General features: G+C 71.5%; 11 protein-coding genes. 7 read left to right on the forward strand and 4 right to left on the reverse strand.

The features are described from left to right. Positions 1-58: 58 nt before the first annotated feature. Positions 59-1,345 (reverse strand): ABC transporter substrate-binding protein, encoded by a 1,287-nt coding sequence (locus HAV39_RS11910; protein WP_239120535.1) that lies wholly within the window; start codon positions 1,343-1,345, stop codon positions 59-61. 437 nt (positions 1,346-1,782) lie between these two features. Between HAV39_RS11910 and HAV39_RS11915 the strand changes: the two genes are divergently transcribed. The 4 genes from HAV39_RS11915 to HAV39_RS11930 all read left to right on the forward strand — a co-directional run bounded on the left by HAV39_RS11915 (position 1,783) and on the right by HAV39_RS11930 (position 8,325). Beyond that, a complete protein-coding gene (locus tag HAV39_RS11915; RefSeq protein ID WP_191839232.1) occupies positions 1,783-4,569 on the forward strand; it encodes a glycosyl hydrolase family 95 catalytic domain-containing protein in 2,787 nt (928 codons plus the stop codon). A 132-nt stretch (positions 4,570-4,701) separates the two neighbouring features. Beyond that, the gene (locus HAV39_RS11920) at positions 4,702-5,934 is read left to right on the forward strand and encodes a phosphotransferase family protein (protein WP_191839233.1); all 1,233 of its coding nucleotides are present in this window, start codon (positions 4,702-4,704) and stop codon (positions 5,932-5,934) included. A gap of 249 nt (positions 5,935-6,183) precedes the next feature. Next, positions 6,184-7,443, forward strand: coding sequence for a L,D-transpeptidase (locus tag HAV39_RS11925; protein WP_239120534.1), 1,260 nt, complete (start codon positions 6,184-6,186; stop codon positions 7,441-7,443). A 255-nt stretch (positions 7,444-7,698) separates the two neighbouring features. Beyond that, on the forward strand, positions 7,699-8,325 hold the full coding sequence (locus tag HAV39_RS11930) for a hypothetical protein (RefSeq protein WP_191839235.1): 627 nt from the start codon (positions 7,699-7,701) through the stop codon (positions 8,323-8,325). 14 nt (positions 8,326-8,339) lie between these two features. Here the strand turns inward: HAV39_RS11930 and HAV39_RS11935 are convergent, their stop codons facing one another. The 3 genes from HAV39_RS11935 to HAV39_RS11945 form a co-directional block, all read right to left on the reverse strand. Next, positions 8,340-9,221, reverse strand: a complete 882-nt coding sequence (locus tag HAV39_RS11935; RefSeq protein WP_191839236.1) for an aminotransferase class IV — start codon at positions 9,219-9,221, stop codon at positions 8,340-8,342. A gap of 110 nt (positions 9,222-9,331) precedes the next feature. Further along, a complete protein-coding gene (locus tag HAV39_RS11940) occupies positions 9,332-10,048 on the reverse strand; it encodes a YqeB family protein (RefSeq protein ID WP_191839237.1) in 717 nt (238 codons plus the stop codon). A gap of 145 nt (positions 10,049-10,193) precedes the next feature. Next, on the reverse strand, positions 10,194-11,039 hold the full coding sequence (locus tag HAV39_RS11945) for a slipin family protein (RefSeq protein WP_191839238.1): 846 nt from the start codon (positions 11,037-11,039) through the stop codon (positions 10,194-10,196). A 217-nt stretch (positions 11,040-11,256) separates the two neighbouring features. On the opposite strand from HAV39_RS11945, the gene HAV39_RS11950 reads away from it, so the two are divergent. The 3 genes from HAV39_RS11950 to HAV39_RS11960 all read left to right on the forward strand — a co-directional run bounded on the left by HAV39_RS11950 (position 11,257) and on the right by HAV39_RS11960 (position 14,606). Further along, positions 11,257-12,459, forward strand: a complete 1,203-nt coding sequence (locus HAV39_RS11950; RefSeq protein WP_191839239.1) for a geranylgeranyl reductase family protein — start codon at positions 11,257-11,259, stop codon at positions 12,457-12,459. Between the two features lie 213 nt (positions 12,460-12,672). Then, positions 12,673-13,608 carry a transporter substrate-binding domain-containing protein gene (locus HAV39_RS11955; RefSeq protein WP_191839240.1) on the forward strand — a complete coding sequence of 312 codons (936 nt, stop codon included), beginning with the start codon at positions 12,673-12,675 and terminating at the stop codon, positions 13,606-13,608. Continuing rightward, positions 13,605-14,606 carry a hypothetical protein gene (locus HAV39_RS11960; protein WP_191839241.1) on the forward strand — a complete coding sequence of 334 codons (1,002 nt, stop codon included), beginning with the start codon at positions 13,605-13,607 and terminating at the stop codon, positions 14,604-14,606. Before HAV39_RS11955 ends, HAV39_RS11960 begins: the two co-directional genes overlap by 4 nt. The last annotated feature ends 7 nt before the right edge of the window (positions 14,607-14,613 follow it).

Genomic DNA, 14,613 nt, shown 5'->3' on the forward strand with positions numbered 1-14,613 from the left:
TGGGGTTCCGCGCGGCGGCCGAAGTTCGGGACCGGCCGCCGCGCGGGGAGGAGCACTGCTACTTGCCGGCGGCCTTGTCCCAGGCCGCGTCGAGGGCAGCGAGCTGCGCCTTGACGTCGCCGTTGGTGAACAGCTGCTGCGACAGGGCGTAGAACAGGTCGGCCACGCCCGGGGGCATCGCGTCGTCGTTGTTCACCCAGCCGACCGAGGAGACCTTGGTGTTCTCCGAGGTGACGTACGTGTACGCCTCGGTGAAGACCGGGGTGACCTTCGCCCCGAAGTCCTCCAGCTTGAGCTTCTTCATCATCGGGAACGCGCCGTCGGTCTCGATCAGGGTGCGCAGGTTGTTCGGCGACAGCGACCACGCCTTGGCGAACTCGGTCGCCTTGGCGACGTCGGCGGCCTTGGCGCTGACGGCGGTGGTGCCGCCGACGTTGAACGGCACGACCAGCGAGCCGTCCTCGGTGGGCAGCAGGAACGAGCCGAAGCTCGCGGCCTGCTCGGGCTTGATCTGGCCGATGAACCAGCTGCCCATCAGGTACATGCCGGACTTGCCCTCAAGGAACTGCTTGTTGGCGTCGGCGTAGTTGACACCCAGCGCGCCCTTGCCGAACGCGCCGGCCTGGATCAGGTCGCGCTGCTTGCTGACGGCGGCGACCACGTCGGCGTCGGTGAACTTGGCGGTGCCCGCGTACCGGTCGGCGACCCAGGTCGGGCGCTTGCCCAGCACGTGCGCGCTCATCAGGCCGACCAGCGGCATGCTCGCCGACCACGGCTCGGCCCCGGCCAGCTCGATCGGGGTGACCCCGGCGGCCTTGAGCTTTCCGACGACGGTCATGAACTCGGCCCAGGTCTTCGGGACCGTGATGTTGTTCTTGGCGAAGACGTCCTTGTTGTAGAACACCATCGGCAGGATCTGCGAGTTCGTGGGCGGGATGTAGGTGCTGCCCTTGATGTTGTTCGCGCCGGGCAGCAGGAAGTTCTCCTCCAGCCACGCCTTGTCGAACGGGGTGAGCAGGCTGGCCTCGATGAAGTCCTTGGGGTTGATCGAGGACAGGATGTCCGGGAACTGGCCCGAGGCCTGCAGCTGCTTGGCGTACGCGTTGCGGTCGCTATTCGGGGACACGATCTTGTTGATCTTCGTGTCCGGAACCGACTTCAGCGCGTCGGTGATCGAGTCGTCCCAGAACTTGGCCGTCAGGGCCGGGGTTTCGAAGGTCAGGAAGGTCAGGCTGGTGCCGGAGCCGGTGCCGTTTTCGGTGTTGGCGCTGGTGGAGCAGGCTGCCACGGCGAACAGCGCCGACGCGGCGATCACGGAGGTCAGTGCGCGACGCAGGCGGTACAAGGCGGTTCCTCCTATACATCCATGCCGGCCGCCGGTGGTCCGGTGGTGCTGGCGGCGGCTGACAACGTTGCCAATCGGGATCAGTCGCAGGACTGTAGAACCGCCAGACATCCGATGTCAACACTCAGGAAACAGACCGAATTGTCAGGATCATCGGGTCTTCCCCTGCTCAGCTCCACATTGAAACGTCGGGTCGATCATCCGATCGGTTCTGCGTACTGGCCGGTCGTGGGATCCGTTGCGACCGTTGCGGTGCTGGATAGGCGGCATACATCCGATGTTCACGGCGATCGACGTGTTGACGGGCTCGTAACGCGGGGCTAATCTCCCCGCCATCTGTCCCGTACCGCTCGGATGTCTATCCCGGGACAGCTCGGATGTTTCTGTTTCGACGCGCCACGACCGTCTCCCCCACCTCATCGCGAGGAGAGCATCCAGTGACCACGAGACGCCGAACACTCGGCCGTACCCTCGCCGGGGCGGTGGCCGCCAGCCTGCTGGCCGCGACCGCCACGACGCTGGCGGCGCCCGCCGCGCACGCCGCCCCCACCCCCGACCAGCAGTGGAGCCAGATCCAGGGCCTGCTGGGCAACATCAAGGGCGTCTGGACCAACCAGGCGTACACCAACTCCGTCACCCGCTCGATGCCCGACACCGCGCTGCTCGGCAACGGCGACATCGGCATCACCTCCGGCGGCGGGGAGGGCTACAAGTCCTTCTACGTCTCCAAGGGCAACTTCTGGCAGGGCAACCCCAACCCGTCGTTCGTCGCCCTCGGCGGCGTCACCATCTCGCCGACGTCCTCCGGCGGCGGTTCCGGCAACCTGGCCGCGGGCGCGACCGCCACCGCGTCCAGCTCCCACCCGAGCTTCCCCGCCTCCCGGGCGGTCAACGGCCAGTGGGGCAGCGGCTACGAGGGCTGGGTGTCCGAGGTGGGCAAACCCCAGACGCTGACGCTCGACCTGGGCACGGCCAAGACCTTCACCCGCTACGTCGTACGCCACGACAGCGCGGCACGACCGGCCGAGACCGCCAACAACACCAGGAACTTCACGCTGCAGACCAGCACGAACGGCAGCACGTGGAACACGGTCGACACGGTCGCGAACAACACGGCGGCCACGACCGACCGCACGATCGCCGCGCAGAACGTGCGCTACGTGCGGCTCAACATCACCGAGCCGACGCAGGGCACCACGGCGGATTCGCTCAACAACCCGCGCGCCCGCATCGGGCAGTTCGAGCTGTGGACCGGCACCGGCACGCCGCAGCAGCCGGCGGGGCCGTTCCGGGAGGAGCAGAACATCCTGCGCGGGGAGGTCGACACGACGATGACCATCGGGGGCGTGCCGGTCACCATGAAGACGTGGACTGCCGCGAATGACAACGTTGTCGTCACTCGGGTGACGTCCACGGGCACGGCATCGGTGCAGCTCAAGGCCGAGACCTGGTCCGGCGCGATGGACCAGCGCTCCGGGTTCACCAACACCGCGGGCGTCGCCGGGAACACCACCTGGGCCACCCGGCGCACCGCGACCGGCAGCCGCTGGGTCTCCGAGGCATCCCTGGCCACCCGGCTCATCGGAGGATCGCTCGTCGGCACCCCGACGGCTTCCGGCTCCCGGGCCGCGATGACGTTCGACCTGGCCCCGGGCCAGACGGTGCGGCTGCTGACCGCGGTCGCGGGCGGCGGGCAGAACCCGACCGGCACCGCGGGCACGGCGCAGAACCTGGCGAACGCCCAGTCCGGCACGACCCTGGACACCCTCTACAACCAGCACGTCGACTGGTGGAAGCAGTACTGGCTCAAGTCCTACGTCGACCTCGACGACGACGTGCTGGAGCGCTACTACTACGCCCACCTGTACTTCCTCGGCTCGTCGATCCGGGCCGGCAAGACCGCGCCGGGGCTGTACGGCATCTGGGCGACCAGCGACTCGCCCCAGTTCAGCGGGGACATGCACCTGAACTACAACTTCATGGCCAACTTCTACGCCGTCTACTCCAGCAACCGGGCCGACCTGTCCCGGCCCTACCACGACCTGGTCCTGGCGTACGTGCCCGAGGCGAGGCGGCGGGCCCAGCAGGACCTCACCCGGGTCAAGTCCGACTACGTGTCCAGCCGCTTCCCCAGCGGCGGCGTGCCCGGCGGCCTGCTGTTCCCCGTCGGCATCGGCCCGTTCGGCGCCACCGCCGACGACAACTACCACCAGCAGGTCGTGAACTCGCTGTTCGCGGCGACCCAGTTCATCGCCTACTACGACTACACCAAGGACAACACCTACCTGGCGAACACGGCATACCCGTTCCTCAAGGAGGTGGCGCTGTTCTTCCAGCACTACCTGGAGTGGGACGCCGCCGCGCAGCGCTACCACGTACGCGGCGGGCCGCACGAGGGCCAGTGGGCGCGCAACCCCAGCCCTGACGTGGGCCTGCTGAAGTACCTGCTGAACTCGCTGATCAGCGCCAGCGTCACGCTCAACACCGACGCCTCGCTGCGCAGCACCTGGCAGAACATCGTCACCAAGCTCGCCCCGAGCCCGACGGTCACCTACAACGGCCAGACCGTGTACGCCCTGGCCGACCCCGGCACCATCACCGGCGGCGACACCCGCGACATCCACCCCGGCGACAACACCGTCAACCTGGAGTTCATCCACCCCGGCGAGGTACTGGGCATCAACTCCCCCGCCAACGAGCGCCAGATCGCGATCAACACGCTCAACGCGATGAACTCCTGGGGCCAGGACAACTCCTTCCCCAAGGTCTTCACCCAGGCCGCGCGCGTCGGCTACCCCGCCCAGTCCCTGATCGACCAGCTCAAGAACCAGATCAGCACGAAGTCCACGGCCAACCTGCGCATCGGCGACCCGTTCCACGGCCTGGAGAAGTCCGGTGCCATCGAAGCGATCAACAACATGCTCCTGCAGAGCGACGACGGCGTCATCCGCGTCTTCCCCGTCTGGCCGACCGGCAAGAACGCCTCCTTCGTGAACCTCCGCGAGAAGGGCGCCTTCCTCGTCTCCAGCCAGCTCGCCTCCGGCCGGGTCTCCTACGTCGACATCACCGCCCAGGCCGGCGGCACCGTCAGCATCCAGCACCCTTGGCCCGGCCAGGCCGTCACGGTCACCCGCGCCGGCTCCGGCCCGATCACCCCCACCATCGCCAACAACGTCATCACCTTCCCCACCACCGCTGGCAGCACGTACACCCTCACGTCCTGAGGAAAGGAAGGGCACCTTCACCACGCTCCGCGTTGCAGAAGGTGCCCTTCCCCACTTCACAGCCGCGCCGGCTGGGGTTGCGCGGGTGAAAACCCGGCGACGGGCGCGTCACGCGTCGGTAGGGTCCGCGGCGTGGGACGAGTCGTGACGCTGGTGCTGGTGGACCCGACCGGAACCGTGCTGGGGGCGCTACCGCCGTACGAGGTGGACCTGCCCTGGTGGCAGGAGGTCGCCGACGTCGTCGCCGGAGCCCGCGCACACCACGGCGTCGACGTCACCGTGCTGCGCCTGCTCTTCGCGGACCAGCCCGCCCCGCCCGGCGGCAAGGTCACCTACCTGGCCGAGGTCGCCGGGGACCCTGGCCCGGTCCGCCCCGCGGCCGCCGCCCTCGTGCCGCACCCCCGCCGCGCCCCGTACGCCGAGATCGGCGGCCCCGCGGCCAGTCTCGCCTGGGCCGAAACCGCCCTCGCCGACCGCGGACGGACGGTCACCGCGGCCTCGCAGCAGCGCACCTGGAACCTGTCCGCGATCTGGCGGCTGGAGACCGACACCGACCCGGTATGGCTCAAGCAGGTCCCCGCGTTCTTCGCCCACGAGGCCGCGGTGCTGGGCTGGCTGGGCGAGCACTGTCCCGGCACCGCGCCCGTCCCGCTCGCCGCCGACGGCGGCCGGGTGCTGCTCGACGACCTGCCCGGCACCGACCGCTACGGCGCCCCCGCCGCCGAGCGCCTGCTCATGCTGTCCAGCCTGCACACCGTCCAACTCGTCGCCGCCGGGCGGGTCGACGAACTGCTCGCGCTGGGCGTGCCCGACCAGCGGCCGCCCCGCCTGGCCGAGCGCCTGCGCGCGGTCGTGGCCCGCAACGCCGCGCCCCGGTCCGCCGCTGACACGACCGAGCCGGCACGGGCCACGTCCGCCGACCTCCCCGAGGCACCGGCCGCCAGGCCCGACGGCCGGCTCGCGGTGCTGCTCGACGGGCTCGACGATCGGCTGGCCGAGCTGGCCGCGTGCGGGCTGCCGGACACGCTCGTGCACGGGGACTTCCACCCCGGCAACGTGCGCGGCACCGCCGACCGGCACGCCGTCATCGACTGGGGTGACTGCGTGATCGGGCATCCGGCGATCGACCTGCTGCGTATGTGCGAGCAGCTGGCCGACCCCGAGCCGCTGCGGCTGGCCTGGGCGCGCAGCTGGCGCGCGGCCGTGCCGGGCGGTGACCCCGAACGGGCCGTCGCGCTGATCGAGCCGCTGGTCGCGTTGCGCAACGCCGCCGCGTACGCCGGTTTCCTCGACGCCATCGAGCCGTCGGAGTGGCCGTATCACGCCGACGACGTGCCGTACTGGCTGGCGCAGGCAGCGGCCTGACCCGCCCGCCCAGGACCGCCGACGGGTGCGGTCGCTCGTCACGACCCTCGCGGAAGGCGCCTCGGACGACCCGCGCCAATGTCATGATCCGAGAAGATAGGCGAGCATTACCCCATCCGGCTGGTGCCGAAGGAACCGAACAGGGCTCACGGAGCGTTCGGGCGATGCGGCAGGATGTTCCGCGATGTGTGGATCTGGGGAGCGGGGTAGGCGGCGATGAGCCTGAGGACGACGGCGCGCAGGGGCGCTATGGCACTGGTGCTGGCGGTGGTGGCACCACTCGCGCTGACCGCGTGTTCGGCGGATGAGGGCCCGCCCTCCTTCGTGGCGCCCACCCAGTCGGCGCCCGAGCCGGCCCCGGCCAGCACGGAGCCGCTGGCGCTGGCCGTGACGCCCGCCGAGGCGGCGAAGAACCAGCCGGTGAGCACGGAGATCGGCACCCAGGTCAGCGGCGGCAAGGTGCAGTCGGTGACGATGACCGACGCGGCCGGGGCCGCGGTCGCGGGCGCCATGCGCGCCGACGGCACCTCGTTCGTGCCGACCAAGCCGCTCAAGTACGGCAAGAAGTACTCGGCGACGGTCGTCGCGGTCGGCCCGGACGGGCAGACCACCGAGAAGAAGACGTCGTTCACGACGATGGGCAAGCCGAGCAAGAAGACCGGGGCGGGGCTCTACCTGTTCTCGGACCGCACGTACGGCGTGGCGATGCCGGTGGTCCTGGAGTTCACCAGCCCGGTGCCGGAGTCGGCGCGGGCAGCCGTGGAGCGCCGCCTGTTCGTCACGGTGGAGCCGCCGCAGCCGGGCATCTGGCACTGGTCCAGCCCGCTGCAGGTGATGTACCGCGGCCCGCAGTACTGGCAGACCGGCACGAAGATCACCGTGCGGGCGGCGCTGGAGGGCGTGCCGATGGGCAACGGCCGCTACGGTGACCAGGACCGGCTCGGCGTCGGCAACATCGCCAAGGAGAAGATCGAGCTGATCGTCGACAACGCGACCAAGCGCATGCAGGTGCTCAAGAACGACGCGGTGGTCAAGACGATGCCGGTCAGCCTGGGCAAGACGAAGACGCCGTCGTCCTCCGGCACCATGGTGATCATGGACAAGCAGCAGAAGACGGTCTTCGACACCACCGACGACCCCGGCAACGTCGACCGCTACGTCGTCAACATCGAGTACGCCCAGCGCCTGACCTGGGGTGGCGAGTACATCCACGCCGCGCCGTGGTCGGTGAAGGACCAGGGCGTGCGCAACGTGTCGCACGGCTGCGTGAACGTGTCCATGGCCAACGCGGTGTACCTGTTCAACCTGACCAGCATCGGCACGCCGGTCACCGTGAAGGGCACCGAGCGCAAGGTCAAACCCGCCAACGGCTGGACGGCGTGGAGCGTGGGCTGGGCCGACTACGTCAAGGGCAGCGCCCTGCCGGTGCCGCCGGAGCTGGCGGCGCTGGGCGACCCGCAGCCGTCCGCGTCGGCGCTGCCGTCGCCGAGCGTGACGCCGACGCCGTGACCCGGCTCACCTGACTTTCGTCAGCCACAGGTCCCGACCGACGACAGGTGCGGTCGGGACCTGCTTTTCCGCAGACTGGTAGGCGTCGGCCCGGGTTCGCCGCAACGGCGCGGCGGACCGGGGCCACCCCACCCGACACCCATCCCCTCCCCCGCCCTCGGGCCGCCTCCGGCACCGAGGGCGGCCCCGTCTCCGGGTCCGGTCAGGGTCGCGCCCCTGATGCGGGACCCCGCAGCAGCGGCCAGGCTGGCCCGCATGGCACGCAGAAGTGGGCAGTGGGGGCGGCAGACGCTGGTATGGCTGCACGCCGTCACCTCGATCGGCTGGATGAGCCTGGCGCTGTGCCTGTGCGTGCTGCTGCTCGCCGGGCCGCCGTCGGGCTACGAGGCCGCCCGCACCCTCGACAAGCAACTGCTGGCGCACCTGGGCACGTCGTCGGCGTTCACCGGGCTGATGCTGTCCGCGCTGACGGCCTGGGGCTACCTGCGCTACTGGTGGGTGCTGGCGAAGTTCGCGGTCACCCTGACGCAGCTCTACGTCGGCATCGCCATCCTCAGCCCACGCCTGGACGCGCTGGCCGACGTGGGCGCGGCCGCCGACGCGGGCCCCATGATCGTTGCTTCGGCGCTGATGGCCTCGGCGATCGCCGGGCAGGCCTGGCTGTCGGTCGCCAAACCCTGGCGGCACACCCCGTGGGCCGACCCGCGGTGGCGCACGCCGCACTTCCCGACCTGGCTGTACTGGGCCGCGGTCGCCGTCCCGATGCTGGACTTCGTGGTCTGGCGGGCGGTGTTCGGCGCACCCGCCCCGCTGCTCTCCCTGATCATCGTGCTGGTCTTCCCGCTCTACCGACGCCGCCACCTGCGCCTGGCCACGGCTTGACCGACGATCCGGCGCTACGAGGCCATGCCGTACGCCGTCAGCAGCACGCGGTTGCCCAGCGGCCGGGCCAGCCGGACCGTGTACTCCGCGGTGCGCAGCATCGCGTCCTGGATGCAGTCGCCACTGCCGCCCGGGGAGGCCGCAGGTGAGGTGGCGACGATCCGCAGCCGCACGGCGACCGCCTTGGCCGACTCCACCGCCTCGGCGGCGTACTCGTGCACCGGCTGCCCGGCACACGGCTCGGGCGACGTCGGCAGGCGGACCGTCAGTGTCACCCCGTCGGCGGCCAGCCCCGCCGAGCTCATCACCCCGTCCGCATGGTCCACCGGCCAGAACGCGGTGTCGTCCGGTGCGGCGACGGCCAGCGGTTGCACCGACCCCGGCGTGGTGAACAGCCACGCGGGCAGCATGCGCGGGCCGCGGTCGGTCACGAACTCGGCTTCGCCGAACTCCACCTTCGTCACCAGCAGCGGGGGCGGCGTGGCGGTGGGCACCGACGCGGGGTCGCCGAGGGCGACGAGCAGGTCGTACGCCTGCCGGGCGCTGATCGCGGGCAGGTCGAAGGCCCCGTCCGCCAGCGTGGCACGGACCGTCGCCGGACCGTCCGGCAGCGCCGCCCGCAACGTCAGCCGCCCCTGCGACATGGCGATCTTCGCCTCGTCGGAGGTGTAGCCGTACTCCTTCACCCGCCCGCTGAGCAGCACGATCGGCCGCGGTGTGCGTTCGACCGGGAAGTCGGCGAACCGCGCCAGCAGCGCCGCGGCGTCCGCCGGAGGTGCGGCTTCGCCCACGAGCGGCACCGCACCGCCGCCGCGCTCGGGCACCGGTGCGCAGCCGGCGAGCATGAGCAGCGGCACGGCGAGCAGCCGGGCCGTGAGCCGGGTCAGCTGGCGCATGGGAACTCCCCCGAGACGGCGACGTTTGTCACTAAACCGACGCAGCGCGCCCGCCTCCGGTTGCACACGCCACCGTGGACGATCCGGACGCTTGGACCGGTGGGCGGAACCTAAACGGCTCGGTCCCCCGGGGCGGGCGGGGTGGCCAGCCGCCAGTACTGGCGGCGCTGCTCCTCGCGTACCAGCACGCCCAGCCGCCGCAGCTCCTCGCGCAGCACCGCGGACTCGACCTCCTCGCGCTTGGACAGTGCCTTGGCGCGGGCGGCCAGCAGCGCGTTCGCACCGTCCGGCAGGCCCGGCAGGTCAGGCACCCAGAGCCGGAACAGGTCGCGGTGCGGGTCCCCGTCGTCACGCCACGGGTAGCCGTGTGCGGTGAACGCGGCCCGCAGCTCGGCGGGCCGCAGGTCGGAACTCTCCCGGGCGTGCTCCCAGCCGTCCGCGCCCTGCAGCACCAGCTGCTTGCCGTCGACGAACACCGCGGCCAGACGCTCCCGGGCGACCGTGTGGGACGGCCCGTCGACGCGGGTCAGCACGGCCGCGTCGTCGCGCACGGTCACGGTGAGCCGCTCGCCGATCGCGGTGAGCACCAGCAGCAGCCCCGCGACCAGGCCCAGGGCGAGCGCGCCGATGGTCGCCCACGGTTCGGGGATCTGCGCGATCAGCTTGAACGGGCCCTGCAACGGCGCCCAGGACAGCCCGGCGATCCAGCCCGCGGCCGCCTTGAGCAGCCAGCCGAGGGCCATGCCCGCGATCGGGAACCCCCAGGCGATCAGCGCCCGCTCGCCGGCGGGCACCGCCACCACGGTCTCCGCATCGCCGTGTGCCATCGCCGTCCCCTCCGTCGCTTCCCGATCGCAGCCGAGGGTAACCGACGGAAATGGCGTGCCCGCCCGGGAGAGGTGTGGGCTCCCGGGTGGACACGCCGTCGCGGGGCCGGTGCCCCGCCGCCTGTTCCGCGTGCCGTGCCTGCCGTCAGTTCGGCGTGCTGTGCTTGTCGAAACCGATGTACAGGCGGGCCTCGGCGTTGCCGCCGAGCGCGGTCATCGTCTCCAGCTCGCGCAGCCGCAGCAGCGCCGGGTGCTCGGCGTACACGGCCGCGGCCTCGGCGAGCCGGCGCAGCGCGTCGACCTCGGCCTCGACCCGGATGCGCTGGGCCGCGGCGTCGGCCTCGGCCGCGAGCCGGGTCGCGTCACGGCGGCCCGCCGCGGTGACCTGGTCGGCCTCGGCGCGGGCACGGGCCTCCAGCACGTCCTTCTCCGCCTTGGTGCGCGCGTCGACCAGCTGCGCCTCGGCGAGCCGCTGCGCGGCCAGCACCCGGTTCATGACCTCCTGCAGGTTGCCGGGGAAGACGATGTCCTTCACGTCGGCCCGCAGGATCTCCACGCCGTATCCGGCCGCGGCGCCCTGCACGTCCCGCAGGATGTCCTCGGACAGCTGGTTGCGGTTGGTGAGGATGTCCTCGAGCGTCATCGAGGCCAGCGACCGGCGGGCCGCGAGCTGGACGTCGCTGTACACGCGGTCGGTGTAGCTGTCCACCCGCTCCACCGCGGCCACCGGGTCGACCACCTTGAAGTGGGTCAGGATGCTCACCCGCAACGCGACCTTGTCGGAGGTCAGGATCTCCTGGCCCTTCAGGGTCAGCTCGCGCTCGCGCATGTCCACCAGGGTCACCTCGACGACCGGGCCGCGCTTGCCGAAGCGGCCGCCCGCGGCGGGCAGCTCGTAGCGGCCGGCTTCGAGCACGTCGGTGAGCCTGCCGTCCACGTAACGCAGGCCGCGGTGGGTGTTCTTGATGACGATCTCTGTAGTGGTGCCCATGGCGATTCCTCGGGAGAAGGGAAAGAGGGTCGCCCCGGAGCGGGTCCGATGGCTAGGACGGGTATCAGGCTAAAGAGGCCTGTCAGCATGGAATGACGGATTCCAGTGCACTTTGTCTGGCAGACACCCGCTATGAGCCCGCCGGGGCGAGATCACTTCATCACGGACGTCGTTGCGCGGCAACGGATTTTCGCATCCCGTGGCGGCGCGTGCGGGGATGGTCGATGCTGGAGGCGTGTACGACGTCGCGATCGTCGGGGCCGGGCCGGCCGGGTCCGCCGCCGCGCTCGCCGCGGCACGGGCCGGTGCGCAGGTGCTGCTCGTCGACCGCGACGTGTTCCCGCGCGACAAGGCCTGCGGCGACGGCATCGCGCAGCAGGGCCTGAACGTGCTGGCCGGGCTCGGGGTCGGTGGGCTGACCGACGGGTTCGCCCCGATCCGGTCACTGCACCTGACCGGGCCCGGCGGCACGCAGGCGGCCGGTGAGCTGCCGGAACCGGCCTACGTCATCCCGCGCGCGGTGTTCGACGCCCGCCTGGTCGCCGCCGCGGTGCGGGCCGGTGCGACGTTCCGGCAGCACACGGTACGCGGCCTCGCGGTGCGCTCGGACGGCGTCGACCTCGGCGACGGCCTCGCCGCTCGCGTCGTGATCGGAGCCGACGGCGCGAACTCGACCGTGCGCCGCGCCCTGGGCCTGCCCCGCAATCCGCCCGACCGGCTGGCCGTGGCCATCCGCGCCTACGCCCCGGACCCGGTGTCGCGGCCGCGTGCCACGAGCCCGGCCGCCGTGGTGCGGCGCGGCTCGCGGGATCCGGTCGAGCCCGGATCGGCGCAGCGCATCGTGATGACCGGGCAGCGGTGGCCCGCCTATGCCTGGTCGTTCCCGATCGGCGACGGGCGGCGCAACGTCGGCTACGGCGAGCTGATGTCCGGCGGCCCGCTCAGCCGGGCGCACCTGCTGGAGCGGATGCACACGCTGCTCGGCGACACCGTGGCGGGCGAGCTGTCCGACGCGCGGGCGCATCACCTGCCGCTGTCGACCTGGCGGCCCCGGCCGGGGCACGGGCGGCTGCTGCTGGCCGGTGACGCGCTGTCGCTGATCAACCCGTTCACCGGGGAGGGCATCTTCTACGCGGTGCTGTCCGGCGCACTGGCGGGCCAGGCCGCGGTGACGGCCGGCGGTCCCGCGGCGGGACGGGCCTACACGGTCGCGCTGCGCCGCCGGCTGGCCCGCCACCTGCGGCATACCAGCCTGGTCGCCCGGCTCACCGCGCGGCCCTGGGTGGTCGACGCGGGCATGCGCGCCGCCGCCCGCCACCGGCACGTCTTCGACGGCTTCGTAGCCCTGGGCCTGGGCGACGGCCTGCTCACCCCCCGCCTGCTCGCATCAGTCACCGCCGCCGCCCTACACCGCCCCTGACACCTCCCCACGCCCACGGCAGTTTCGGGGAAACTGCGGGTTTGGCGCCGCGGATTCGTGCAGTTTCCCCGAAACTGCGGGCGGACCGCCGCGGGGTCGGGCGCCGGTGTGCCGGATCGGGTGCTTCATTCAAACGTTGCATTGGCGGGCGTCACTCAGTGGATGCGGACGACTACATTGGACCGGCGCCGTCCACCTACCTGAGGACCGCCGATGATTGAGACTCCTGGCCGGCCGCGCTGGCGGCCGCTGCTGACCGCCACCGCGGTGACGCTGACGATGCTGTTGGCGGGCGCTGCGGCCTGCGGACCCGAGGGCACCGCGCCGAAGACCGTGGACGACCTGTTCAAGAAGACCGACGTGTACGGCCAGCCGAAAATCAAGATCGGGGTCGCCGAGGACCAGCCGCTCATGGGCCAGATCGTGAACGGCCGGTTCGAGGGCTTCGACATCGAGATCGCGCGCTACCTCGCCGAGTCGCTGGGTTTCAAGGGCGACAGCCGGATCGAGTGGGTGCCCCTGCAGACCGAGGACCGCGAGAACGCGCTCGTCTCCGGCCAGGTGCACCTGGTGGTGGCCAGCTACTCGATGACGCCAGACCGGGAGAAGGAGATCGACTTCGCCGGGCCGTACTTCGCCACCAAGCAGGAACTGCTGATCCGCACCCTGGACCGTGACAAGATCCGCAACCTGAACGACCTGGCCCAGCCCGGCCGGGAGAGCTGCGTGGTGGGCGGCTCGACCGGCGAGCGCCAGTTCACCGACCGCGCGCTGAAGGTGTACCCGGCGGCGACCAACCGCGAGTGCCTGGAACGCCTGCTGTCGGGCAAGTCGCACGCGTACTCCACCGACGAGACGATCCTCGCCGGCTACCTGTCCGAGCATCCGAAGGACCTGTTCATCGTCGACGTGCCGATCGGCGCGAACGAGCGGCTCGGCGTCGGGGTGTCCAAGCAGGATCCCGAGCTGCGCGATCTCGTGGCGTTCTTCCTGCGCAAGAGCTACGACAACGGCCGCTCGACGGGCACCAGCCCGTGGCTGGCGGCGTACCGGCGCACGCTGGGGCCGTGGCTCGGCGACGACACCACCCAGCCGCCCATCGACGCGCCGGACCTGGTGGACTACGACGAGAAGGCACAGCAGCCATGACCGAGGCCGGCGGGCCGGGGCTGCCACCGCCCCGCAAGCGTTACGCGTGGCGCGCCGGCCAGGGCTTCTGGACGTTGGCGGTCGGTGTGCCCGCCGTCTTCTCGGTGATGCGGCTGTGGGTCGAGGCGGGCGGGGAGTTGCAGACGACGCTGCTGCTGGTCGCCAACGTCGGGCCGATCAACCTGATGGCCGCGCTGTTCACCACCGCGACCCGCCTGGTGACCACGGGGCTGGTCGCGGTGTTCGCGCTCGGCGCGGTGCTGGCGGTGAGCACCGGCGACCGGCCGCGGCGACCGCCGCTGTTCGCGCGGTGGTACGTGATGGCTCCGCCGTGGTTCCTGGCCGGACTGTTCGCCATCGCGCTGGCCACCTGGCAGATCATCTACCTGCCGCTGCTGGTGGTGGCCGCCGTCGCGGTGTTCCAGCGGGAGCTGGCCATGCTGGAGTGGCCGCGCCGGCGCTGGGCGGCGACGGTCGGGGTCGCGCTGGCCGGATACGGCTGGCTGGTCGCGCCGACGGTGCAACAGGCCTGGCGGACCGGGGAGCTGTTCGCGGTGGCGCTGCTCGTCGTGCCACCCGTGCTGGCGCTCGGGGTGAGCGGGCCGCTGCCAGGGTGGCTGGTGCGGCCCGCGGCGGCGCTGGCGCAGCTCGGCATCGCGGTCGTGCTGCTGGTCGCGGCCGTGCCCGTGGTGCTGACGCCGGTGCTGCCGATGACGGTCACCACCGTGGCCACCCCGGCCGGGGTGCCGGAGGAGGTGCGCGGGCACGTGATCAGCACCGACGACGTCAACACGGTGATCCTGCAGGAGCGCGGCGGCGTGCGGTACATCGACAACGACGCGATCGAGGCGCGCGTGCTGTGCCCCACCGCGGAGGAGCTGGTGCGCTACCGGTTGTGGGTGCGCGAGTTCCACGTCGAGGACTCGCTGCTGGGCGCGCTGGGCCGCCGGGTGCGCCCGATGGCCCCGGTCAGCGCGGTCTGCCGCATCCCGACCTGAGCCTCAG

Source organism: Catellatospora chokoriensis, assembly GCF_011297315.1.
GTDB classification, from domain to species: Bacteria; Actinomycetota; Actinomycetes; order Mycobacteriales; family Micromonosporaceae; genus Catellatospora; species Catellatospora citrea.